At 73.8% G+C, this 23,027-nt stretch carries 21 protein-coding genes; 6 read left to right on the top strand and 15 right to left on the bottom strand.

Going from position 1 to position 23,027, the window contains the following annotated elements:
- The first annotated feature begins 60 nt into the window (after nucleotides 1-60).
- On the top strand, nucleotides 61-381 hold the full coding sequence (locus AC6I72_RS22845) for a hypothetical protein (protein WP_037855806.1): 321 nt from the start codon (nucleotides 61-63) through the stop codon (nucleotides 379-381).
- A 335-nt stretch (nucleotides 382-716) separates the two neighbouring features.
- Here the strand turns inward: AC6I72_RS22845 and AC6I72_RS22850 are convergent, their stop codons facing one another.
- From AC6I72_RS22850 to AC6I72_RS22865, 4 genes are all read right to left on the bottom strand, one after another.
- Nucleotides 717-1,934, bottom strand: a complete 1,218-nt coding sequence (locus AC6I72_RS22850) for a winged helix DNA-binding domain-containing protein (protein ID WP_498003060.1) — start codon at nucleotides 1,932-1,934, stop codon at nucleotides 717-719.
- A gap of 76 nt (nucleotides 1,935-2,010) precedes the next feature.
- Nucleotides 2,011-2,595 carry a PspA-associated protein PspAB gene (gene pspAB / locus AC6I72_RS22855; protein ID WP_498003062.1) on the bottom strand — a complete coding sequence of 195 codons (585 nt, stop codon included), beginning with the start codon at nucleotides 2,593-2,595 and terminating at the stop codon, nucleotides 2,011-2,013.
- Nucleotides 2,596-2,597: 2 nt separating this feature from the next.
- Nucleotides 2,598-3,521, bottom strand: coding sequence for a zinc metalloprotease HtpX (htpX, locus tag AC6I72_RS22860; RefSeq protein ID WP_366723327.1), 924 nt, complete (start codon nucleotides 3,519-3,521; stop codon nucleotides 2,598-2,600).
- A gap of 81 nt (nucleotides 3,522-3,602) precedes the next feature.
- Nucleotides 3,603-3,860, bottom strand: a complete 258-nt coding sequence (locus AC6I72_RS22865) for an SCO2583/SCO2584 N-terminal domain-containing protein (RefSeq protein ID WP_498003064.1) — start codon at nucleotides 3,858-3,860, stop codon at nucleotides 3,603-3,605.
- A 276-nt stretch (nucleotides 3,861-4,136) separates the two neighbouring features.
- Here AC6I72_RS22865 and AC6I72_RS22870 point away from each other — a divergent pair, with 276 nt between their 5' ends.
- On the top strand, nucleotides 4,137-4,400 hold the full coding sequence (locus AC6I72_RS22870) for a hypothetical protein (protein ID WP_366723329.1): 264 nt from the start codon (nucleotides 4,137-4,139) through the stop codon (nucleotides 4,398-4,400).
- Nucleotides 4,401-4,508: 108 nt separating this feature from the next.
- Here AC6I72_RS22870 and glnA read toward each other — a convergent pair whose 3' ends face one another.
- Nucleotides 4,509-5,918, bottom strand: coding sequence for a type I glutamate--ammonia ligase (glnA, locus tag AC6I72_RS22875; protein WP_037855814.1), 1,410 nt, complete (start codon nucleotides 5,916-5,918; stop codon nucleotides 4,509-4,511).
- Between the two features lie 206 nt (nucleotides 5,919-6,124).
- Between glnA and AC6I72_RS22880 the strand changes: the two genes are divergently transcribed.
- The gene (locus tag AC6I72_RS22880) at nucleotides 6,125-6,592 is read left to right on the top strand and encodes an RDD family protein (RefSeq protein ID WP_498003065.1); all 468 of its coding nucleotides are present in this window, start codon (nucleotides 6,125-6,127) and stop codon (nucleotides 6,590-6,592) included.
- Between the two features lie 96 nt (nucleotides 6,593-6,688).
- Here AC6I72_RS22880 and AC6I72_RS22885 read toward each other — a convergent pair whose 3' ends face one another.
- From AC6I72_RS22885 to lipB, 4 genes are all read right to left on the bottom strand, one after another.
- Entirely contained in the window at nucleotides 6,689-7,390 is a 702-nt protein-coding gene (locus tag AC6I72_RS22885) for a DUF4191 domain-containing protein (RefSeq protein WP_498003067.1), read from the bottom strand.
- Between the two features lie 249 nt (nucleotides 7,391-7,639).
- Nucleotides 7,640-7,840: an SCO2195 family GlnR-regulated protein gene (locus tag AC6I72_RS22890; protein WP_498003068.1), complete on the bottom strand. Its 201-nt coding sequence runs from the start codon at nucleotides 7,838-7,840 to the stop codon at nucleotides 7,640-7,642.
- A gap of 274 nt (nucleotides 7,841-8,114) precedes the next feature.
- Entirely contained in the window at nucleotides 8,115-9,101 is a 987-nt protein-coding gene (lipA, locus tag AC6I72_RS22895) for a lipoyl synthase (protein ID WP_498003070.1), read from the bottom strand.
- Between the two features lie 155 nt (nucleotides 9,102-9,256).
- Nucleotides 9,257-10,054, bottom strand: coding sequence for a lipoyl(octanoyl) transferase LipB (lipB, locus tag AC6I72_RS22900; protein WP_037855820.1), 798 nt, complete (start codon nucleotides 10,052-10,054; stop codon nucleotides 9,257-9,259).
- Nucleotides 10,055-10,297: 243 nt separating this feature from the next.
- Between lipB and AC6I72_RS22905 the strand changes: the two genes are divergently transcribed.
- Nucleotides 10,298-11,848 carry an NsdA family TPR-like regulatory protein gene (locus AC6I72_RS22905; RefSeq protein ID WP_498003072.1) on the top strand — a complete coding sequence of 517 codons (1,551 nt, stop codon included), beginning with the start codon at nucleotides 10,298-10,300 and terminating at the stop codon, nucleotides 11,846-11,848.
- Between the two features lie 39 nt (nucleotides 11,849-11,887).
- Here the strand turns inward: AC6I72_RS22905 and AC6I72_RS22910 are convergent, their stop codons facing one another.
- Nucleotides 11,888-13,387: an NAD(P)/FAD-dependent oxidoreductase gene (locus AC6I72_RS22910; protein ID WP_498003074.1), complete on the bottom strand. Its 1,500-nt coding sequence runs from the start codon at nucleotides 13,385-13,387 to the stop codon at nucleotides 11,888-11,890.
- A 544-nt stretch (nucleotides 13,388-13,931) separates the two neighbouring features.
- Nucleotides 13,932-14,828 (bottom strand): TIGR01777 family oxidoreductase, encoded by an 897-nt coding sequence (locus AC6I72_RS22915; protein ID WP_498003075.1) that lies wholly within the window; start codon nucleotides 14,826-14,828, stop codon nucleotides 13,932-13,934.
- Between the two features lie 266 nt (nucleotides 14,829-15,094).
- Between AC6I72_RS22915 and AC6I72_RS22920 the strand changes: the two genes are divergently transcribed.
- The gene (locus tag AC6I72_RS22920) at nucleotides 15,095-15,673 is read left to right on the top strand and encodes a GNAT family N-acetyltransferase (protein WP_498003077.1); all 579 of its coding nucleotides are present in this window, start codon (nucleotides 15,095-15,097) and stop codon (nucleotides 15,671-15,673) included.
- A 71-nt stretch (nucleotides 15,674-15,744) separates the two neighbouring features.
- Here AC6I72_RS22920 and AC6I72_RS22925 read toward each other — a convergent pair whose 3' ends face one another.
- Nucleotides 15,745-16,938, bottom strand: coding sequence for a MarP family serine protease (locus AC6I72_RS22925; protein ID WP_498003079.1), 1,194 nt, complete (start codon nucleotides 16,936-16,938; stop codon nucleotides 15,745-15,747).
- Between the two features lie 474 nt (nucleotides 16,939-17,412).
- On the opposite strand from AC6I72_RS22925, the gene AC6I72_RS22930 reads away from it, so the two are divergent.
- Nucleotides 17,413-18,234, top strand: a complete 822-nt coding sequence (locus AC6I72_RS22930; protein WP_498003080.1) for a peptidoglycan recognition protein family protein — start codon at nucleotides 17,413-17,415, stop codon at nucleotides 18,232-18,234.
- A 24-nt stretch (nucleotides 18,235-18,258) separates the two neighbouring features.
- On the opposite strand, the gene AC6I72_RS22935 is transcribed toward AC6I72_RS22930, so the two are convergent.
- The 3 genes from AC6I72_RS22935 to aceE form a co-directional block, all read right to left on the bottom strand.
- A complete protein-coding gene (locus AC6I72_RS22935) occupies nucleotides 18,259-18,777 on the bottom strand; it encodes a DUF4240 domain-containing protein (RefSeq protein ID WP_498004793.1) in 519 nt (172 codons plus the stop codon).
- 243 nt (nucleotides 18,778-19,020) lie between these two features.
- Nucleotides 19,021-20,217: a helix-turn-helix transcriptional regulator gene (locus tag AC6I72_RS22940; protein WP_498003081.1), complete on the bottom strand. Its 1,197-nt coding sequence runs from the start codon at nucleotides 20,215-20,217 to the stop codon at nucleotides 19,021-19,023.
- 104 nt (nucleotides 20,218-20,321) lie between these two features.
- The gene (gene aceE, locus AC6I72_RS22945) at nucleotides 20,322-23,024 is read right to left on the bottom strand and encodes a pyruvate dehydrogenase (acetyl-transferring), homodimeric type (RefSeq protein ID WP_498003083.1); all 2,703 of its coding nucleotides are present in this window, start codon (nucleotides 23,022-23,024) and stop codon (nucleotides 20,322-20,324) included.
- Between the last annotated feature and the right edge of the window lie 3 nt (nucleotides 23,025-23,027).

Below are 23,027 nucleotides of genomic sequence, written 5' to 3' on the forward strand. Positions count from 1 at the left end.
CGAGGGAGTCGCCGGGGGTTCGGACCCCGGTCGGCGCCCGCTCGCGACAGGAGGATGCCTGTGCCCGCTGCCGCACTGAAGCCGAAGCCGAAGTCGTTGCCGACCCAGTCCACCGCGAAGCGCCCCGTCCTGCTCGACCAGCCCTACGCACCCGTGCACAAGCGTCCGTTGCCGCCCGGGCGTCCGCGCGAGTGGTACATCACGCACAACCGGCGCCTGAAGGCGATGAGGCTCGCCATCGCCCTGCTCGACTCCGGTGTCCACCAGCCGGGCCAGGCCCGCGACGAGACGATACGGAGCACCGCCGAACTCATCGGCGTGCACCCGCCGTCGGACACCACCTGCCACATGGTCCGCGCCCTGATGCGCTACGCCCGCTGACCCGCCACCGGGTGCCCCGCGCGACCGGGGCACCCGCCCACGGCTCGGCGCCCGCATGCCCGAACCGCCCACCGGCGCCCGCACGATGGCCGGGCCGGTGTCAGCGCTCCCGGCGGTGCGGGCGCGCCCGCACCGAGGCGCTCGCACGCCCGGCCCACCCGTCGGCGTCAGCGTGTCCGCACGCCTCAACCCGTCCGCCGACGGCTGCCCGAACCCGACCCGCCCGCCGGCGGCAGCGGCCCGCGCGCCGGTGTCCGTGCCCGCCACGGGCCCGCCTCCGCACAGGACCGAGCCGGGGCGCGAGCCGGGGTCGAGCCCCCGCGCCCCGGCACTCCTCAGACCGCCCCCGCCAGCTCCTTCTCCAGGGGTGTGCGGAAGCGCGGTGTCACCCGCGTCGGGCCCAGCAGGGCGCTCAGGGCCGCCGCCCGCTCGGCGACGGCCGTCTCCGCCTCCCGGCCCACACCGTCCCGGTCCAGGATCCGCCAGACGATCTCCCCGTCCGGGCGCTGCGCCCAGGCGCCGATCACCCGGCCGTTCCACCACACCGTCGGACCGATGTTGCCGCTCCTGTCGAACAGGGCGGGCCGCAGTTCGGGCGCGAGATACCAGTCGCGTCCCTGCCAGCCCATCGCCGTCGGATCCAGGCCGGGCAGCAGCGCCGCCCAGGGATCCGGCGGTACGGCCACCGGGTCCGTGTCACCGTCGACCACGTACCCCGTGCCCTCGTCCAGGGAGACCTCCCCGGCGCCCATCGCGGTCAGCGCCCGGCGCACCTCGGTCACCCGCCACCCGGTCCACCACTTCAGGTCGGCCTCCGTCGCCGGGCCGCACGCGGCGAGCCAGCGGCGCAGCAGCTCCCGCTGGGCGTCCGCGACGTCCAGTTCGGGGTGCGGGGGCGCGACGGCCCACCGGAACTGCGAGGAGATCCAGGAACCGACCGGCCGGCCCCGTACGACCTTCCCCTCCACGCCCAGCACCCGCAGCAGCCGGGAGGAGACCGTGTGCACGCCCTCGTAGCTCTTCCCGGCGGAGTGGGCGAACTGTTCGCGCAGGCGCGGCTCGTCCCGGGTCAGTTCGGCCGCCGTGGCCTGGCCGCGCCGTGCCAGCGCCGCCAGCACGGACTTCTCCACGTCCTCCAGCCAGGCCGCGTCCGGCGCCCCCGCCTTCGCCATGTCCCTGAGCAGCGCCGCCCGGGCCCGGGCGGCGATCGCGATGCCGGTGGAGGCGTGCACCACGGCGGTCAGCTCCGCGGGGAAGACGAACACCGTGTGCCGCATGCCGTGCATGCGCACCAGGGTGCGGTCCTCGTAGAGCGCGCGTTCGGTCACCGCGACCGCCTGCACCGGGTCCGCCAGCCGCGCGGCCACCCCCAGGTGCACCGTCGCCGGGTCGGAGCCGTGCAGTGCCACCAGGGAGTCCGCCACCTCCTCGGCCCGCGCTGCCCGCGCCCCGCCGGCCAGCCGGTGCCGCAGCCCCAGCCGGGCCCGCCGCTCGGTCACATCGATGTGCCGGTTCCCCATCGCCCCTCCGCCGCGCTCGTCCTCCACGGTCATCTTCGCCGACCCCACTGACAACGGGCCCCCTGACAACCGGTCCCCCTGCAACCGGCCTCCCCGACCGGCCCCCCGGTCACAGTCCCGGCGCCCCCCACACGGGGAACCAGCGGCTCAGGTCCTGCTCGACGCGCAGGTCACCGGCGAGCGCCGACTTGACCCGGATCTCCAGGGCGTTGTCGCGGCGCCGGTCCTGGCCGGGCAGCGGGGCGAACGGGTAGAAGGTGCCCCGTTTGTACAGGTACACCAGGGCGAGCCGGCGGCCGGCGCCGTCGTCGAAGCCCGCCAGGGAGCACAGGAGCTGGGGGCCGAAGCCGTCGGCCTCCAGGGCGCTGTTCACCGCGTGCAGGTCGTTGACGAGGTCGGGCAACTGGTCCGGGGTGCGGCGGGAGACCAGCCAGGAGTAGCCGTAGGAGTCCCGGGTCAGCTCCACCGGCGGGCCGCAGCGGCCGGTGTCCGCGCCCAGGAGGGCCCGGACCTCGCGGTGCGTCTGTTCGAAGGCCGCGCCCTCCACGGTGGCGAAACACACCGCGCCCCGCCCGGTCGGGGTGAACCCGGCCGCCGCCTGGAGCGTCACCGCCGCGGACGGCAGCGCGAAGAGCTGGTCGAGGTCGGGGAGGGCGGGCCTGGTGCGGCCGAGCAGGGTGTCCCAGAAGCCCATGCTCAGCCCGCCTTCCCCGGCGTGGCGGCCTCGCCCAGCTCGGCGGAGATCCGCCCCAGCTGTTCGAGGCGCTGCTCCAGGGTCGGGTGGGTGGAGAAGAGCCGGGCGAGGCCGGGGTCGGAGCCCAGCGCCGGCGTGAAGTAGAACGCGTTGAAGGCCTGGGCGGTGCGCAGGTCCTCCGAGGGGATCCGGGCGATGGTGCCCGTGACCTTGGTGAGCGCGGAGGCCAGCGCGGAGGGCCGTCCGGTCAGCAGCGCCGCGGCCCGGTCCGCGGCCAGCTCGCGGTAGCGCGACAGCGCCCGGATCAGCAGGAAACTGATCGCGTACACGGCCGCCGACACGCCCATCACCATGGCGAACAGGGCCAGGGTGTTCTGGTCCTTGCGGCCCCGCCCGCCGAAGATCTCCGAGTAGAAGGCGAACCGGACCACCAGCCCCGCGAGCACGCCGAGGAAGGACGCGACCGTGATCACGGCGACGTCCTTGTGGGCCACGTGCGACAACTCGTGGGCGAGGACGCCCTCCAGCTCGGCGGGCTCCAGGCGCCGCAGCAGGCCCGTGGTCACGCACACCACCGCGTTGTCCGGGTTGCGGCCGGTCGCGAACGCGTTGGGCATGTCCATGTTGGACACGGCGACCACCGGCTTGGGCATGTCCGCGATGGCGCACAGCCGGTCGACCACGGCGTGCAGCTCGGGGAACTCCTCGCGCTCCACCACCCGGCCGTGCATCGCGAACAGCGCGATCCGGTCGGAGAACCAGTACTGGGCGATGAGGACACCGGCCGCGATCACCACGACCAGCACCCACGACTTCAGCAACACGATCAACGCGGCCACGAACGCCACGTACAGCAACCCGAGCAGGAACAGCGTGAGACCCATGCGCACGGTCAGCCGCCGGTCGCTCCCGAAGCGGCTCTGCATCTTGCATCACCCCGCAGTCAGGCACTCGTCCCGCCATCCAGTGTGCACCTGGGAGAGCGCACGGGACCGGCTGCCTGCGGCTCAGTACAGCGCGCGGGTCCGGGCGTAGCCGATGAGGAGGATCAGGGCGGCGACGCAGCCGAGGACCACGGCCGTGGACACCCACGAGGAGCGGCGGGGGGCCGCGGGTCCGGGGTCGCCGCGGAAGGGGACCGGCCCGGGCGGGTTGTCCTTCCAGCGGGCGGCGAGCATCCGGGCCCGCGCGGAGGGCTCCTTGTGCTCGGCGGCGCTCACCCACCGGTGATCGAACTCACGCTCGAATTCGTCGTGTCCGGACATCCCCGTCACTGCTCCTGCCTCTCGGTGGTCCCGGCCGCCCGGCCGGGCGACGGCTTCCGTCAGTAGGAGACACGCGGGGCGCCGGAAGGTTGCACGGCGGCCGGGCAGGCCCGTGACGTGCCGCGACGCGGACCGGGGCGGGCCCGCGGTCCCTCGTTCGGCTCAAGATGCTGAGTCGTCCGGGGGAAGCTAGCCTCGTTGAGTGTGATCGCGCTGCGGCCGCGGCCTTCCGTCACGTTCCCCGAGAAGCTGCAGTGGGTGGAAGGAAGGTATTCCATGAAAGCACCACGCGCGAGGCGTCTGTTCGCACTCTCCGCCGCCGGCGTCCTGCTGGCGGGCGGCGCGGCGATCGGCGCGGCGGGCACCGCCTCGGCGGCCACGCCGCAGACCACCTCCGTCACGACCAACCACGGCTGCGGCTGGTGGAGCAGCAACTGCTACGGCCACCGCGGCGACCGCGGAGCCCTCTACGGCCCCGGGTACGGCTACGGCTACGGCTTCGGCTACAACCAGAGTTCCGTCGTCGTGATCGTGCTGTGACGCCGGCGGCCCCGGCCGGCACCACCGACGAGAACCGCCCCCCGTGCGGGAGACGCACGGGGGGCGGTTCCACGGCGGCACCGGCACCGGGGCGCCGGGCGGGGTCCGTCACACGTCGAAGTACAGCTCGAACTCGTGCGGGTGCGGACGCAGCTGGAGCGGGGCGATCTCGTTGGCGCGCTTGTAGTCGATCCACGTCTCGATCAGGTCGGGCGTGAACACGTCGCCCTGGAGGAGGAACTCGTGGTCGCGCTCCAGGCGGTCCAGGACGGCGCCGAGGGAGGTCGGGACCTGCGCGACGTTCGCGTGCTCCTCGGGAGCCAGCTCGTAGAGGTCCTTGTCGATCGGCTCGGCCGGCTCGATCTTGTTCTTGATGCCGTCCAGGCCCGCCATCAGCAGGGCCGAGAAGGCCAGGTACGGGTTGCCGGAGGCGTCCGGGGCGCGGAACTCCACGCGCTTGGCCTTCGGGTTCGAACCCGTGATCGGGATACGCATCGCGGCGGAGCGGTTGCGCTGCGAGTACACCAGGTTCACCGGGGCCTCGAAGCCCGGCACCAGACGGTGGTACGAGTTCACCGTCGGGTTGGTGAAGGCCAGCAGCGACGGCGCGTGCTTGAGGATGCCGCCGATGTAGTAGCGGGCGGTGTCCGACAGACCCGCGTACCCGGCCTCGTCGTAGAACAGCGGGTCGCCGTTGCTCCACAGCGACTGGTGCACGTGCATGCCCGAGCCGTTGTCACCGAAGATCGGCTTCGGCATGAAGGTCGCCGTCTTGCCGTTCTTCCACGCCACGTTCTTCACGATGTACTTGAAGAGCTGGAGGTCGTCCGCGGCGGCCAGCAGCGTGTTGAACTTGTAGTTGATCTCGGCCTGGCCGGCGGTGCCCACCTCGTGGTGCTGGCGCTCGACCTTCAGGCCGGACCGCTCCAGCTCCAGGGAGATCTCGGCACGCAGGTCGGCGAAGTGGTCGACCGGCGGGACCGGGAAGTATCCGCCCTTGTAGCGGACCTTGTAGCCGCGGTTGTCCTCCAGCGCACCGGTGTTCCAGGCGCCCGCCTCGGAGTCGATGTGGTAGAAGGACTCGTTCTCCGCGGTCCGGAAGCGGACGGAGTCGAAGACGTAGAACTCGGCCTCGGGGCCGAAGAACGCGGTGTCGGCGATCCCGGTGGAGGCCAGGTACGCCTCGGCCTTCTTCGCCACGTTGCGCGGGTCACGGGAGTACTGCTCGCCCGTGATCGGGTCGTGGATGAAGAAGTTGATGTTGAGCGTCTTGTCCCGGCGGAACGGGTCCACGCGCGCGGTGGACAGGTCGGGGCGCAGGGCCATGTCCGACTCGTGGATGGCCTGGAAACCACGGATCGAGGATCCGTCGAAGGCCTGCTCGTCGTCGGGGTCGAACGCCTCGGCGGGCAACGTGAAGTGCTGCATGACGCCCGGCAGGTCACAGAAGCGGACGTCGACGAACTTGACGTCCTCGTCCGCGATGAACTTCTTGGCCTCGTCGGCGTTCTGGAACATCCAGCTCCTCCTACTCCCGACCGTCCCGCCGGGGTGGTAGATCGTTCGTGCGGCCAGTGCGGTGGCACACGGTGCCTCGACCCTAGGGACGGGTGATTTCCCGGGCGTGACCCATTTGTTTCGCAGAAGTTAACCGGCCCGGGCGGGGTCACGTCGCGGACACCCCGGCCGCCTTCCTCCTTCCAGCCTCGCAGTACCGTGGACGGGTGGACAACAGGCAAGCAGTGGGATCGTGGCTCTCGGGGCCGCGCGCCGCCATGGAAGACGCGGGTGCCGACCTCGGTTACCGGGGTGAACGGCTGGGACTGCCCGAGGAGGGACCCGGCTCGATCGCCCGCCCGGGCAGGCGGCTCGGCGCCATCGCCGTAGACTGGACCCTGTGCATGCTGATCGCATACGGCCTGATCACCCACGGCTACCAGCAGGCCACCGGCAACTGGGCGCTGCTCATCTTCTTCGTGCTCGGCGTCCTCACCGTCGGCACCGTCGGCTGCACCCCCGGCAAGCGCCTGCTCGGCCTGCGCGTGGTCGCCCTGCGCACCGGCGGCGTACAGCCGCTGCGCGCCCTGCTGCGCACCGTCCTGCTGTGCGTGGCGATCCCCGCCCTCGTCTGGGACCGTGACGGCCGCGGCCTGCACGACCGGCTGGCGGGGACGGTCGAGGTGCGGATGTAGCGTCCACGCGAAGACGCCGTACGTACGACGAGGGGGCGCCCGGATCGATCCGGGCGCCCCCTCGTCGTACGACGTCTCGGGCCGGCAGGCGGAAGGTCAGCGGGCCTTCGGGCCGCCCCGCGGCATCCGCATGCCCTTGGGCATCGGGCCCTTCGGCACGGGCATGTTGCTCATCAGGTCGCCCAGGGCGCGCAGCCGGTCGTTGGTGGCGGTGACCTGCGGGCCGCTCAGCACGCGGGGGAACTTCAGCATGGTCGTGCGCAGCTTCTTCAGCTCGACCTGGCCCTCGCCGGTACCGACGATCACGTCGTGCACGGGCACGTCCGCGACGATGCGGTTCATCTTCTTCTTCTCGGCGGCGAGCAGGGACTTCACGCGGTTGGGGTTGCCCTCGGCGACCAGGACGATGCCGGCCTTGCCGACCGCGCGGTGCACCACGTCCTGGCTGCGGTTCATGGCGACGGCCGGGGTGGTGGTCCAGCCGCGGCCGACGTTGTCCAGCACCGCGGCCGCGGCGCCGGGCTGGCCCTCCATCTGTCCGAAGGCGGCGCGCTCGGCCCGCCGTCCGAAGACGATCGCCATCGCGAGGAACGCGAGCAGGAAGCCCAGGATGCCCAGGTAGACGGGGTGGCCGATCAAGAAGCCGATCCCGAGAAGGACACCGAAGACGACGATGCCGACGGCCGCGAGTACAAGACCGATCTTCGGGTCGGCCTTGCGGGTCATCTTGTACGTCAGAGCGATCTGCTTCAGTCGCCCCGGGTTGGCAGCCTCGGCTGCGGTTTCCTTCCTCGCCATGCCACGAAGTCTACGTGGCCCCGGGAGTGACCGACGACGCAGTCTCCGGGGGGTGTGCGGCCAGCGGCAGGCTAGGCCCTGTCGTCACGTTCCCGCCTGCCTCGCGACGCCATGCACGCACTCTCGCCGCACCGGGCCCAGACCCGAGTACGTCCAGTACGAGGGTCAGGGCCCGGCACGCCGAGAGCACGCACCTGACGCCGCGAGGCCCGCCCGGGCGGACGACGGGAATGTGACGACAGGACCTAGTTAGGGACCCACGGCGGTGAACCGGTCGAGGGCGCGTTCGGCCTCGACGCGGTCCTTGGCGCGGCGGCGGTCCTCCAGCACGGAGGTCCAGGCGTTGCGCCGGGCGGTGCGCTGGCCGCCGCTCATGAGCAGCGACTCGACCGCACGAAGTGCGTGCGTGAAGGACGGGATGGCTGTGGCGCGGACGGGCGCGGCCTGCATGGTGGAGGTCCCCCCTCGTAACGGCTCCGGGTGCGCGTGGCGTGAGTCCAGGGTCACTGACTGGTGTTACCAGGGCGTGACCGACCGGTCAAACAGGGATGAAGCCCTGGCGCCGGGGGCCGAACGGGCGACGCGGTCCCCGCCGGCGCCCTCATCTGCGGCGACGGCCGGAACCGCGTCGTACCGGCCACTACTCAGTAGTAGTTTCTTGTGCGCGAATTCACACAGTCACGGCGGCCGGGCAGGGCACGGCCTGTGACGGGAGGTCAGGCGGTCAGACGGCCTGTGCGGCGACGACGGAGTCGGCCGGCCGCGGAGCGGCCGCACGCTGTTCGATCGCCATCCCGTACAGCCGCCCGGCACGGTAGGAGGACCGTACCAGCGGTCCGGACATGACGCCCGAGAAGCCGATCTGCTCTGCCTCCTCCTTCAGCTCGACGAACTCCTGCGGCTTGACCCAGCGCTCCACCGGGTGGTGGCGCACGCTCGGGCGCAGGTACTGCGTGATGGTGATCAGCTCGCAGCCCGCCTCGTGCAGCTGCTTCAGCGCCTCGCTGACCTCCTCGCGGGTCTCGCCCATGCCGAGGATGAGGTTCGACTTGGTGACCAGGCCGACGTCACGGGCCTCGGTGATCACCTTCAGGGAGCGCTCATAGCGGAAGCCGGGGCGGATCCGCTTGAAGATCCGCGGGACCGTCTCGACGTTGTGCGCGAAGACCTCCGGGCGGGAGGAGAAGACCTCGGCCAGCTGCTCGGGGACCGCGTTGAAGTCGGGGGCCAGCAGCTCGACCTTCGTACGGCCGCCCTCGCGCCCCGCCGTCTGCGCGTGGATCTGGCGCACGGTCTCGGCGTACAGCCAGGCGCCGCCGTCTTCCAGGTCGTCGCGGGCGACGCCGGTGATGGTGGCGTAGTTCAGGTCCATGGTGACCACGGACTCGCCCACCCGGCGCGGCTCGTCGCGGTCCAGGGCCTCGGGCTTGCCGGTGTCGATCTGGCAGAAGTCGCAGCGCCGGGTGCACTGGTCGCCGCCGATGAGGAAGGTCGCCTCGCGGTCCTCCCAGCACTCGTAGATGTTCGGGCAGCCGGCTTCCTGGCAGACCGTGTGCAGGCCCTCGCTCTTCACGAGGTTCTGCATCTTCGTGTACTCGGGACCCATTTTCGCCCGGGTCTTGATCCACTCGGGCTTGCGCTCGATGGGGGTCTGGCTGTTGCGGACCTCCAGGCGCAGCATCTTGCGTCCGTCGGGTGCGACTGCGGACACGTCGGCTCCCTGTAGCTTCGATTCTTCGGCGTACACCAGGGTACGCCCGTGATTGTTGCGCCCAGTCGGTGAGGGCAACCCCGGGTCCCGGGAGATCATTCCCGCCGGACGGCCCGTGCCGGTCCCGGCGGCCCGCGCCGTCCGGCGGGCTCCCGTCAGGCGGTCGCCTTCTCGATCACGCGCGGCTTGAGGTCGGCGTTCTCCAGGACGTCCCGCAGGTGGCGCTCGACCACCGGCAGCACCTCGTCGAGGGTGACGTCTCGGCCCAGCTCGCCCGCGAGGGAGGCGACACCGGCGTCGCGGATGCCGCACGGGATGATGCGGTCGAACCACTTCATGTCGGGGTTCACGTTGAACGAGAAGCCGTGCATGGTGACGCCCTTGGCCACGCGGATGCCGATCTGGGCGATCTTGCGGTCCTCGCGGCGCTGGCCCGCGTTGGAGGGGGCGTACTCCGGACCGTTCAGACGCGGGTCGAACTCGTCGTCGGTCAGGCGCGGGTCGAAGTCCAGGGACAGCCCGCCGAGCGCGGGCCGCTGCTCGACGGGGTCGCCGAGCACCCACACGCCGCTGCGGCCCTCGACCCGGGTGGTCTCCAGTCCGAAGTCCGCGCAGGTGCGGATCAGCGCCTCCTCGAGACGGCGTACGTGCGCGACCACGTCCACCGGCCGGGGCAGCTTCTGGATCGGGTAGCCGACCAGCTGGCCGGGGCCGTGCCAGGTGATCTTGCCGCCGCGGTCCACGTCGATGACGGGCGTGCCGTCGAGCGGGCGCTCGCTGTCCTCCGTGCGCCGGCCGGCCGTGTAGACCGGAGGGTGTTCGAGCAGCAGCACGGTGTCGGGCACCTCGTCCGCGAACCGGGCGGCGTGCACCCGGCGCTGCTCGTCCCAGGCCTCCTGGTAGTCCACGGCCTCGGCACCGAATCCCCTGCGGACGAACCGCAACTCACTCACGGCAAGCGCCTCCCTGAAGGTCGTCAGGCACGTAACGTGCCCACGCCACTGTACGTCCGGCCGTCACGCGTCAGCCGCGCGGGCAATCCTCACACGATCGGATGAATGCGTGCCGAACTCTGCGGTCGACCGCTCACTCTCCGCTACATTCACGCCGTTCATGAGGCCATAAGGGCTGCTCACAGGCAATCCGGGCACCACGCGGCCGCGTGCAGGCCCGAAAGGCAGGAGACCGCACCGCAGATGACGGAACGACCCGCGCAGCGCACTCCCAACCGCCAGCTCGCCGCGCTCATCGCAGAAGCGGGGTTCTCCAACGCAGGTCTGGCCCGTCGTGTGGACCAGCTCGGCCTCGAACACGGCCTGGACCTGAGATACGACAAGACGTCGGTCACCCGCTGGCTGCGCGGCCAGCAGCCGAGGGGCACCACGCCCGCCCTCATCGCGGAGGTCTTCACCCGGCGCCTCGGCCGCCGCCTGACCGCGCAGGACCTCGGCCTCGACGCCTGTGCCCCGGTCTACGCCGGGCTGGAGTTCGCCGCCGCCCCCGAGGAGGCCGTCGACATCGTCAGCGGGCTGTGGCGCAAGGACTCCGGGAGCCACGCCGAACTGCGCAAGATCGCCTTCACCCCGGCCGGTCTGGTGGTGCCCAGCCGTGACTGGCTGATCGGGCGGGCCGACGACCGGGTCGCCCGGGCCGCGCCGCCCGCCGCCGCCCGGGTCCCCGCCCAGGGCCGGACCGCCGCCGCATCCCCGCTCGCCGCGCCCGCGCCCGTGCTCGCCGCCACCGGCCGGCCCGCCCCCGGTGAGCCCGCGTCCGGCCGGCCCGTCTCCGGCGTGCCCCGTCAGCGCGGCCGGGCCGAGCGCCCGCGGACCGAACGCGAGACGGTGCAGCGGGTCACCGCGGGGGACATCGCCGCGCTGCGCTCGGTCGGCGAGCTGTTCCGCGGCATCGACGACATGTACGGCGGCGGCCACGCCCGCCAGGCCCTCGTGCGCTACCTGGAACACGAGTGCGAGCCGATGCTGCGCGGCAGCTACGGCGAGCAGACGGGCCGCCGCCTGTTCGCGGCGGCGGCCGACCTGACCCGGCTCGTCGGCTGGACGTCGTACGACATCGCCGCGCACGGGCTCGCCCAGCGCTACTTCGTCCAGGCCCTGCGGCTCGCCCAGGCCGCCGGGGACCGGCCCTACGGCGCCTACGTCCTGGTCACCATGAGCCGTCAGGCCGTCTACCTCGCGCACGGGCGGGAGGCCGTCCAGCTGGCGCGGGTGGCCCAGCAGGGCCTCGGCAGCTCGGCGCCGCCCGCCGTGCAGGCACTGCTGCACGCCGCGGAGGCGCGCGGGCACGGGGTGCTCGGCGAGGTGCGGACCTGCACCGCCTCGCTCGCACGCGCCGAGCGCGCCCTGGAGGCGGCCCGGCCCGGCGACGAGGTGCCCTCGTGGGCGCGCTCCTTCGACGAGGCCCAGCTCGCCGGCGAACTCGCCCACTGCCACCGGGACCTGCAGCAGCACCGCGCCGCCGCGCAGCACGCCGAGCGCGCGCTGCAACTGCGCCCGCCGGCCTATGCCCGCAGCCGCCTGTTCTGCCGGGTCGTCCTCGCCACGGCCCGCCTCGCCCTCGGCGACCTGGAGCAGGCCTGCCGTCTGGGCGCGGAGGCGGCCGCCCAGGCCGCGGACATGCGTTCGGTACGGGCCGACGAGTACGTCCGCGACTTCGAACGCCGTCTGGAACCGTACAAGGACGCGCCGCCGGTCCGGGCCTACCGCGACAAGGTCGCGGCCCTCGGCTGACGGGGGAGGAGGGGCGGGGCCGGGGCCCCGCCCCGGGTGTCAGGCCGCCGCCGCCCGCGGGGCCTGCGTCGCGCGGGGATCCGCGCTGTGCATCGGGCGGCCGGCGCCCAGGTCGGCCAGGATCGCCGCCGCCGCGCGGTGGGCCGAGTGCAGGGCGCCCTGGAGCGTGCTGGTGTCCCGGTGGTCGCCGCAGACGTACAGGCCCGCCAGCAGCCGCACCGGCCGCCGCGCGTCGTGCGGGGGACGCATCGCCGGTACCGCCTCCGCGGTGTGGTGGACGGCCAGCGTCTCCCAGCGCCCGGTCGGCGTGCCGTACAGGCGGGCCAGATGGCGGCGTACGGCGGTGTCGAGGCCGTCCGGCGGCTCGCCCAGGACCGTCGAGGAGACCAGGGCGCGGCCGGCCGGGGCCCGGGACGGGTCGACCCGGCTGATCACCGCCGTGTGCGCGACCGGGCCGCCCCGCTCCGCGTCCAGCAGCAGGTGGCCGCCCGTCCGGGGCGGCTCGTCCGTCGTGTGGTGGACGACCGTCACGGGGTGGAAGTCCGGCACGTGCAGCCCGGGCAGCAGCTCGGCGGCGGTCCGCGCGCCGGTCGCGACCAGCACCGCGTGGCAGCGGATCTCGCCGTGCTCCGCGGTGGTCACTGCGTTGGTGGACACGGAGGTGACGCGGACACCGGTGCGCACGGTGCCCGGCGGCAGCGTGCTCGCGAGCAGTTCCGGCAGCACCTCGGCCCCGCCCTCCGGCAGGCACAGCCGGCCCGTGGCGAAGGCGCGCAGCGCCAGGTCCGCGCACCGGCTGGAGGTGGTGAGGTCCGGGTCGCACAGCAGCGCGGACAGCAGCGGGCGCAGGAAGCCGTCGACGGTGCGGGCGGGCAGTCCGCGGTCCGCGAGGGCCTGGCCGGCGGGGAGTTCGGGCCGGGCCATGAGGCGTTCGACCGGGGTGGCGGCGATACGGGCGAGCGCGGCGCGCAGCCGCAGGGGGGTGCCGATGCCGAAGGGCTGGGCGCGGTCGGCCGGTGCCGCGGAGCGGCCGGCGCCCCCCGGTACCGCGAAGCCGGGCCCTGCGGCCTCGTCGAGCAGGGCCGCCGCCGGTGCCGCGCCGGCCCGGGGCCGCAGCGGCGGGACGGCGCGCAGGGCGCGGCCGGCCCGTCCCCCGGGCGCGGCCGGTGAACGGGGGGCGCTCGCCAGGGCGCGCACGGCATGGAGTGCGCTCCGCGCGCTTCCGCCGCCCGCCGGGGCGCCCGCGCGGTGGTGGCGTCCGTCGCTGTGCAGCAGGACTCCCGGCGCGAAGGGCCGCAGCACGAGCGCGTCCAGCCCCGGGGTACGGCCCAGTTGGGGATAGGACGTGAACAGCAGCTGCCCGATCCGGTCGAGCCGGAAGCCGTCGATCTTCTCCGTCGCCATACGGCCGCCCACGCAAGGGGCGGCCTCCAGGACTGCGGTCGTTACTCCTGCGCTGGTGAGCCGGTGCGCGGCGGAGAGCCCGGCGACTCCGGCTCCCACCACCACGACATCCACCTGGTACGCGGGCTCAAGCACGTGCCCCTCCTCGAGGTTGCGCGGCCGGTGGAGCGGTGATGCCCGCGACCGGCTTGAGGAATACCCGAGTTCGGCACGAGGCTAGGGCCGCGTCCGGTCAGGAACAGTCGCGCATCGGCAGGGCACGGTCGCACGGCGGTCGCATACGGGCGCGGACTTTCGCAATCCGCCGGGATCCACCGGGATCCATCGAGAAACGTCACCGGCGGTTCGCCCCACCGGTCGCACACCGCCCGCGCCGGCGGTCGGGAGACGGTGGGGCCGAGGCTCTTCGTTCCGGCGCTCCCAAGCCACTCGTCCCGGCGGTCGGGAACCGTTCGTCCCGCGGGTCCCCTGCCGCTCCTGCCGGTGGTCGGGGCGGTCGGGAAGCGGTGGCCCCGGCCGTCCCCTGCCGCTCGCTTCGGGGCCGGGTCCCGGGGCCCCCGGCCGTCACGCGCCGCTCGCGCCGGCGTTCACGCCCGGCGGGCGCTGCTCGTCCCGGCCGTCCCGCGGGCGCTCGCACGGTGTTCGTGCGGCCGGCTCGTACGGCGGCTTCCGCCGCTCCTCACAGCGCCGCTCGTACGGCGTCCTCGATTCCCGGGAAGGCGAAGGAGAACCCCGACTCCAGCAGCCGCCGCGGCACCACCCGGGCACTGCCCAGCACGTCCCCGGCCATCTCCCCGAGCGCGGCCCGCAGCACCGGCGCCGGCACCGGGAACAGCGCCGGCCGGTGCAGCACCCGGCCCATCGCCGCGGTGATCTCACGGTTGGTCAGCGGATGCGGAGCGGTCAGGTTGACCGGTCCGGACAGGCTCTCGGTGTCGATGAGGTGGCGCAGCGCCGCCACCTCGTCGTGCAGCGCGATGAACGACCAGTACTGCCGCCCGTCCCCCATCCGGCCGCCCAGACCGGCCCGGAACAGCGGGAACAGCCGCCCCCACGCGCCGCCCTCGCGGGCCACCACCAGCCCCGTCCGCGCGAACACCGTCCGCACGCCCGCCTCCTGCGCGGGGGCCGCGGCCTCCTCCCACTCCACGCACAGCGAGGGCAGGAAACCGTCCCCCGGCGGCGCGTCCTCGTCGACGGCCCGCGCGCCCGTGTCGCCGTAGAAGCCGATCGCGCTGCCGCCGACGAAGACCCGCGGCGGTGTGCCGAGGGCGGCGACGGCCTCGGCGAGCGCCGCCGTGCCGAGCACCCTGCTGTCCCGCAGCGTCCTCTTGTACGCGTCCGTCCAGCGGTGGTCGCCCACCCCCGCACCCGCCAGGTTGACCACCGCGTCGCACCCGATGAGCCCCGTCGTGTCGACGTACTGCCGCTCCGGGTCCCAGCGGACCTCGTCCGCGCCGCGGGCCGGACGGCGCACCAGGCGCACCACCTCGTGCCCGTCCGCGGCCAGGGACCGCACCAGCGCGCTGCCGATCAGACCGGACGCGCCGGCCACCGCGATGCGTGAACGTTCCATGGGCCCATCCTGCCCCGCCGCGCCCCTTCCGCCCCGCCCGCCACGGAAATACCCGGCGGCAGTGCCCCGGCCGCCCCTAGGTCCTGTCGTGAAATTCCCGTCGTCCGCCCGGAGGGCGGGCCTCGCGGCGTCAGGTGCGTGCTCTCGGCGTGCCGGGCCCTGACCCTCGTACTGGACGTACTCGGGTCTGGGCCCGGTGCGGCGAGAGTGCGTGCATGGCGTCGCGAGGCAGGCGGGAATTTGACGACAGGGCCTAGAGTGCCCCCATGCCCGACAGTGCCGCCCCCGTGCCCGACAGCGCCCCGATACCTGACGGCGCCGCACCCCTGCCCGGCAGCGCCGCCGAGCCCGGCGGCGGCCGCGTCCCGCGCATCCGCCGTGCCACGCCCGGCGACGAGGAGGCCCTGGCGCGGCTCGACCGGGCCGTCTGGTCCCCGCTGCACTCCGTGCAGCCGCGCCCCGAGGAACCGTACGAGCCGTTCTTCACCGAGCGGTCGGGCCCCGGGCAGCACCTGGTCGCCGAACTCGACGGCCGGCTCGTCGGCTACGTCCGCCTCGGCCGCCCCACCGAACTGGCCGCCAACGCGCACGTCCGCCAGATCCGCGGCCTCGCCGTGGCCGACGCGGCCCGCGGCGCCGGCGTCGGCCGCGCCCTGCTGCGCGCCGCCGTCGAGGAGGCCCGCCGTCTGGGCGCCCGCCGCATCTCCCTGCGCGTCCTCGGCCCCAACACCCCGGCCCGCAGGCTGTACGAGTCCGAGGGCTTCGTCGTGGAGGGGATCCAGCCCGGGGAGTTCTTCCTCGACGGTGCCTACGTCGATGACGTCCTGATGGGCCGCCCGCTGTGACCCGCTGAGGCGGCCCCGTCAGGAGGCGACCGGACGTCAGGGACGGTGCAGGGCCAGGCGGCCACCACGCGTCAGGAGGCGACCAGCCGGCCCGTGTCCACGGGCGCCGTGGCGCTCGCCGCCCGCTGCGCGTCCGGGGCCACCTCGGCCGCCGTGAGCGCGTAACCCGTCTCGGCGTCCGAGGTCGAACGGGCGAACACCATGCCGTACACCCGGCCGCCCGTGGTCAGCAGCGGGCCGCCGGAGTTGCCCGGCCGGACCGTGGAGCGGATCGAGTAGATCTCGCGGGTGACGGTGGCGTCGCTGTAGATGTTCTGGCCGGTGGCCCGGATCCGGTTCGCCACCGTCGCCGCCTGCAGGTTCAGCCCGCCGTCCTGCGGATAGCCCGCGACCACGGCCGCGTCGCCGCGCCCGGCAGTGTTGTCGAAGCGCAGCACGGGAGCGCGCAGCCCGGGGACGTAGAGCACGGCCACGTCCCGGTCGGGGTCGAAGAGGACCACCCGCGCCGCGTACGAATGCCCGACGCCGCCGATCTGCACGTAGGGGCTGTCGATGCCCGCGACCACGTGCGCGTTGGTCATCACGTGCTGCCGCGCGTACACGAAACCGCTGCCCTCGCGGCCCTGGTTGCCCGAGGAACCCTCGATCTTGACCGTGCTGAGCCGGGCGGCGCTCGTCGCGCTCGCCGTCACGCTGTCGCCGGAGGGGCGGGCGACGCCCGCCGCCGGCTCGTTCTCGAACGGGTTGAAGACCTGCGGGAATCCCGCCTCGGTCAGTGCGGAGGTGGCCCGCGAGAACCAGGCCGGGGTGGTGTCCGGCATCGCGTCCTGGACGGTGCCGAGCAGCGCGGAGTCCCGTATCGCCGAGGTCACCACGGGGGAGGAGGAGGCGCCCAGGACGCTCGCCGCGACCCAGGCCACGATCAGCACCGCCACCGAGTTGGCGGCGGCACCGCCGATGCCGTCGGCCACGCGCAGCGGGCCGCGGCCGGCCCGGTCCAGCTCGCGCCGCAGCCGCAGCGCCAGGCGCCCCGCCAGCTCGTGCCCCACGACCGCGGGCACCAGGACGGTCAGCACGGCGGCGACGGTGGCCGCCGTCGTGCCGCGGGTGACCAGGTCCATCACCCACGGCAGCACCCACACGCCGACGACGGCGCCGCCCACGAAACCGGCCAGCGAGACACAGCCGGCCACCAGTCCGCGCCGGTAGCCGGACGCCGCGTACAACACGATCACCAGCAACAGCACGAGGTCGAGCAGGTCCACGCATGCCGCCTTTCTCTCGGACCCGGATACGCGCGGGACGGGCCCGGTGATCAGCGTGATCGGACACACGCACGTGGGTCCGGGAACCGGCCACGTGTACGTGTACCCACAGAAACGCCCCGGACCAGGACGATGGTTCCACCAGGTGGCACAGCACACATCGCGGACGGGGCGGATGGGGGTGAGGGTGAGGTCATGCGTGGAGTGGGGAAGGAAGGGCGCGCCGCCCTGCGCCCGTTGGGCCCCAGGCGGCGGCGCGCCCCGTGGCGGCGGCGGACGAGGTGGGCCCGGCGGACGCCGTGCACCGGACGGTCGCCGTGGACACCGTGGACGCGGTGGGCCCGGCCCGTCCGTCCGGCCCGGCCGGATCAGCCGGCCCGGGCGGATCAGCCGACCGGGCCGGGGCGGCCGGACCGGCGGCGACCGCGAAACCGTTGGGACAGGACCCCCCAGGAGCCGCGGAGCGTCCTGGCGGTGCGCCGCCGCACCCGGCTGCTGCGGCGCGCCCTCGTCGCGCTGCTGTGCCTCCTGCCGGTGGCCGGCGCCGTCGGCGCGCTGCTGCTGGGCGCGAAGGACGCCGGGCGTACGGTCACCGAGCGGGCGCCCATGGGAGCGCACGCACAGGACGCCGGACCGTGGGCCGGGCAGACCGTGACACCCGGCCCGGCCGCCCCCGCGCACCAGGCGCCCCGGCCGCGCATCATGCCCCGGTCGGTCTGGCTGGACGCCACCGCGCGGCACGTGCAGCCGCCCCCGCGCTACGACGACAAGGTCGTCGCCGTGTTCGTCCACCACACCGACTCGCCCAACGGCTACGCCTGCGCCGACAGCCCGAGCATCATCCGCCACCTCTACGCGGGGCAGACCGGCGCCCGCAAGTGGGACGACATCGGCTACAACTTCCTCGTCGACCGCTGCGGCACGATCTACGAGGGCCGTGCCGGCGGCGTCGAACGAGCCGTCACCGGCGCCCACACCCAGGGCTTCAACCACCGCACGGCCGGGGTCGCGGCCATCGGCACCTTCACGGCGGGCACGCCCGTGCCCCGCGCCCTGACCGACGCGATCGCCGCGCTGGCCGCCTGGAAACTCGGCCTGGCCGGGGTCGACCCGCGCGGCAGCGTCACCCTGGTCTCCAGCAACAAGCTCGCCCGCTACGCCGCGGGCACCGCCGCGCTGCTCCCGGCGCTCGCCGGCCACACCGACGGCTTCCGCACCAACTGCCCCGGCGCGGCGCTGACCGTCCGCCTCCCCGCGATCCGCGAGACGGCGGCCCGGCTGCAGGGCCGGCGCTGAGACCGGGCTCCGCCCCCGTCCGCGTCAGTCGTGGAAGCGGCCCCACAGGCGGGGGTAGCGCTCGGCCAGTGCGCCGTCGTCCTCGAACTCGACCGGGGTGCCCTCCGGTTCGGCCGGCGCGGGCGGGAGGCCGAGGTCGGGGGCGACCGTCCCGGTGAGCTGCTCGTAGGCCTCGTCCGCCGCGTACCCCAGTTCCTCGCCGTCGCCGTCGATCTCCTCGTCGAAGTCGTCCAGCAGTTCGGCGAGCGAGTCCGGGTCGTGCAGGGCCCCCTCGAACACCTCCCGGCCCTGGCCGATCAGCCAGCACCGGAAGTAGTCGAAGGCGTCGTCGCTCGCCCCGTCCAGCAGCACCCACGCGGCGCCCCACAGATCCCAGCGGTACGCGCGGTTGTAGCGGGACTCGAAGTGACGGGCGAAGTCGAGAACCTGCTCCGGATCGAACCCGAGCAGCCGCTCCACGAGCAAATCGGCCTGCTCCTCGGGATCCCCCTCGGCGGCCCCGCGCGTCGCGTCGATCAGCTCCCAGAACTCCGTCTCGTCCATCACGGGTTCCAGCATCGGCCCTCACACCGCCCCCCGCACGCGGAGTGCGGCGGATCGTTGCACGTCCTACACCCTCCGCCCCCGCCGCCCCGCGAAGGCGCGCCGGGCACCCTGCGGCGGCCTGCCTCCCCGTGCCGCGCGCCGGCGGCCCACGTCCCCGCACCGCGCACCGGGGCCCGCGCCCCCCGCCGCCGGCCCGCGCCCCCCGCCGCGGTCCGCGTCCCCCGCCGCGGGCCGGCGTCCTCACGCCGCCCCGGTGCCCTCTCCGCCCGCCCCCGGTGCTTCCTCTCCGGCGGCCGGCGCCGCAGGGCCCCCGGTGCCGTACAGGGCGGTCAGGCGCAGGGCGTCCCGGGTGAAGCGCTCGCGCAGGGAAGCGGGGGCCAGGATCTCGGCTTCCGGACCCAGGACCCTGAGCTGAGCGTGCGCGACCTCCTCCGATTCCACCGGCAGGGTCACCGTCGTCCGGCCGTCTCGGTCCGGGGAACCGGCGGCGGCCAGGGCCTCGCGGGCCGCCGCCGGGTCGACGGCGTGCGGCAGCCTGCGCAGCCCCTCCTCGGACAGCCGTACGACCACCTCGGCGCGCAGGATCGAGCGGGCGAACTGCTCGGCGCGCTCCGCCCAGAAGGCGGCCAGGTCGAAGCTCTCGTCCCGGTCGAACCGCTCCCCGCCCGGTTCGACCGCCGTGAACCGGTCGAGCCGGTAGACCCGGTGAGCCGCCGTTTCGGCCCCGCGAGCCGTTCCGTCCCGGTGAGTCGCTTCGGCTCGGTGAGTGGTTCCGGCCCGGTGAGTCGCTCCGGCCCGGTGAGCCGTTCCGTCCCGGTGAGTCGTTCCGGACCGCTGCGCCCCCTGCCCGCCGTCCGGCGCGCGCTCCGCGACCCGCGCGCACAGGTACCACGCGCCCGCCTTCAGCACGAGCCCGTACGGCTCCAGCTCGCGTACGACCTCCGTCCCGCCCTCCCCGCGCCGGTAGCGCACGGTGAGGACGAGGTCGCTCCAGACCGCGTCCGCCACGGCGGGCAGCAGCGGGGGCACCGTGGGTTCACGGAACCAGGCCGGGGCGTCCAGGTGGAAGCGCTGCGCCGCCGTGCGGGGGGCGTCGCGCACGGCGGGCAGCAGTGCCGCGGACACCTTCAGCCGGGCCGCCGAGGCCGCGTCCTCCAGCCCCATGTCCCGCAGCGCGCCCGGCACACCGCTGAGGAACAGGGCCTGGGCCTCACCGCGCGCCAGGCCCGTCAGCCGCGTGCGGTAACCGCCCACCAGCCGGTAGCCGCCGGCCCGCCCCCGGTCGGCGTACACCGGCACGCCCGCCTCCGACAGCGCCTGCGCGTCCCGCGTGACGGTCCGCTCCGACACCTCCAGCTCACGGGCCAGCTCGGCGGCGGTCATCGGCTGCCGCGACTGGAGCAGCAGCACCATCTTGATCAGGCGGGCGGCACGCATACGGCCATCATGCCGGGGACCACTGACAGCGCCGACGGCGAAGGGGCACGGCGGACGCCGTGCCCCTTCGTGGCGGGAACCCCGGCCCTTGCGGGCCGTGCTCCTTACAGGCCGTACTTCTCCCGGGCCTCCTTGACCGCCGAGGCCTTGACCTCGCCGCGCCGGGCCAGCTGGGCCAGGGCCGCGACGACGATCGACTCGGCGTCCACGCCGAAGTGGCGGCGGGCGGCCTCACGGGTGTCCGACAGGCCGAAGCCGTCGGCGCCCAGCGACGAGTAGTCCTGCTCGACCCACTGCGCGATCTGGTCCGGGACCTGGCGCATGTAGTCGGAGACCGCCAGCACCGGGCCCTCGGCGCCCTGGAGCGCCTGGCGTACGAAGGGCACCCGCTCCTCGCCGCGCAGGAGGGCCGCGTCGGCCTCCAGCGCGTCGCGGCGCAGCTCGCCCCACGAGGTCGCCGACCACACGTCGGCGGCCACGCCCCACTCCTCGGCGAGCAGCTGCTGGGCCTTGAGCGCCCAGTGGATCGCCGTGCCCGAGCCGAGCAGCTGGATGCGCGGCGCGTTCGCCGGGGCGGTCAGACCGGCCGACTCCGCCGTGTTGAAGCGGTACAGGCCCTTGACGATGCCCTCGTCGATGCCGAGGCCGGACGGCTTGGCCGGCTGCGGCAGCGGCTCGTTGTAGACGGTGAGGTAGTAGAAGACGTTCTGGTCCTCGCCCTCGGCCGCCTCGCCGTACATGCGGCGCAGGCCCTCCTTGACGATGACCGCGATCTCGTACGCGAACGCCGGGTCGTAGGAGAGAGCCGCCGGGTTGGTGGCCGCGATGACCGGGGAGTGGCCGTCGGCGTGCTGCAGGCCCTCACCGGTGAGCGTGGTGCGGCCGGCCGTGGCGCCGACGAGGAAGCCGCGGCCGAGCTGGTCGCCGAGCTGCCACATCTGGTCGGCGGTGCGCTGCCAGCCGAACATCGAGTAGAAGATGTAGAACGGGATCATCGGCTCGCCGTGCGTCGCGTACGACGACGAGGCGGCGATGAAGTCGGCCATGGAACCGGCCTCGGTGATCCCCTCGTTGAGGATCTGGCCGTTCTTGGCCTCCTTGTAGTACATCAGCTGGTCGCGGTCGACCGGCTCGTACGTCTGGCCCTTGGGGGAGTAGATCCCGAGCGAGGGGAACAGCGACTCCATGCCGAAGGTGCGCGCCTCGTCGGGGACGATCGGCACCCAGCGCCTGCCGGTCTCCTTGTCGCGGACCAGGTCCTTGACCAGGCGGACGAAGGCCATGGTGGTGGCCACGCTCTGCGAGCCGGAGCCCTTGTCGAAGGCGCCGAACGCCTTGTCGGCCGGGGCCGGCAGGGCCGCGACGGGGTGCACCCGGCGGGCCGGGGCCGGGCCGCCGAGGGCCGCGCGGCGCTCCTGGAGGTAGCGCACCTCGGGGGAGTCGGCGCCGGGGTGGCCGTAGGGGACCTGGCCGTCGACGAAGTCGCTGTCCTTGATCGGCAGCTCCAGCAGGTCACGCATCTGCTTGAACTCGTCCACCGACAGCTTCTTCATCTGGTGGTTGGCGTTCTTCGAGGCGAAACCGCTGCCCAGGGTGTGGCCCTTGACCGTCTGCGCCAGGATCACCGTCGGGGCGCCCTTGTGCTCCAGGGCCGCCTTGTACGCGGCGTAGACCTTGCGGGCCTCGTGGCCGCCGCGCGAGTAGTGGAAGCACTCGATGATCTTGTCGTCGCTCAGCAGCTTCGCCATCTCGGCGAGCGCCGGGTCGGCGCCGAAGAAGTCCTGGCGGATGTAGGCCGCGTCGCGGGTCTGGTACGTCTGGGTCTGCGCGTCCGGCACCTGGCGCAGGCGGCGCAGCAGCGCGCCCGTGGTGTCGAGCTGGAACAGTTCGTCCCAGGCGGTGCCCCACAGCGACTTGACCACGTTCCAGCCGGCGCCGCGGAACTGGGCCTCCAGCTCCTGCACGATCTTGAAGTTGGCGCGGACCGGGCCGTCCAGGCGCTGCAGGTTGCAGTTGATGACGAACGTGAGGTTGTCGAGCTGCTCCCGGGCGGCCAGCGCGAGCGCGGCCGTCGACTCGGGCTCGTCCATCTCGCCGTCACCGAGGAACGCCCACACGTGCGAGGCGGAGACGTCCTTGATGCCGCGGTTGGTGAGGTAGCGGTTGAAGCGCGCCTGGTAGATCGCCGACAGCGGGCCGAGGCCCATGGAGACGGTCGGGAACTCCCACAGCCAGGGCAGGCGGCGCGGGTGCGGGTAGGACGGCAGGCCGTTGCCGCCGGCCTCCTGGCGGAACTTGTCCAGGTGGGCCTCGGTCAGGCGGCCGTCCAGGAAGGCGCGGGCGTAGATGCCGGGGGAGGCGTGGCCCTGGATGTACAGCTGGTCGCCGGAGCCGTCGCCCTCCTTGCCGTGGAAGAAGTGGTTGAAGCCGGTCTCGTACAGCCATGCCGCCGAGGCGAAGGTGGCGATGTGGCCGCCTACGCCGTACTTGGAGCCGCGGGTGACCATCGCCGCCGCGTTCCACCGGTTCCACGCGGTGATCCGGGCCTCCATGGCCTCGTCACCGGGGACGGCCGGCTCGGCCGCGGTCGGGATGGAGTTGACGTAGTCGGTCTCCAGGAGCTTCGGCAGGGCGACACCAGTGCCCTCGGCGCGCTCCAGCGTGCGGCGCATCAGGTACGCGGCACGGTGCGGCCCGGCCGCCTTGGCAACGGCGTCCAGGGAGGCCTGCCATTCGGCGGTCTCCTCGGGGTCGCGGTCCGGGAGCTGGTCGAGCTCGCTCGGCTGGATGGCGTTGGGGTCGGTCATGTC

The sequence above is a fragment of the Streptomyces sp. Xyl84 genome, assembly GCF_059731885.1.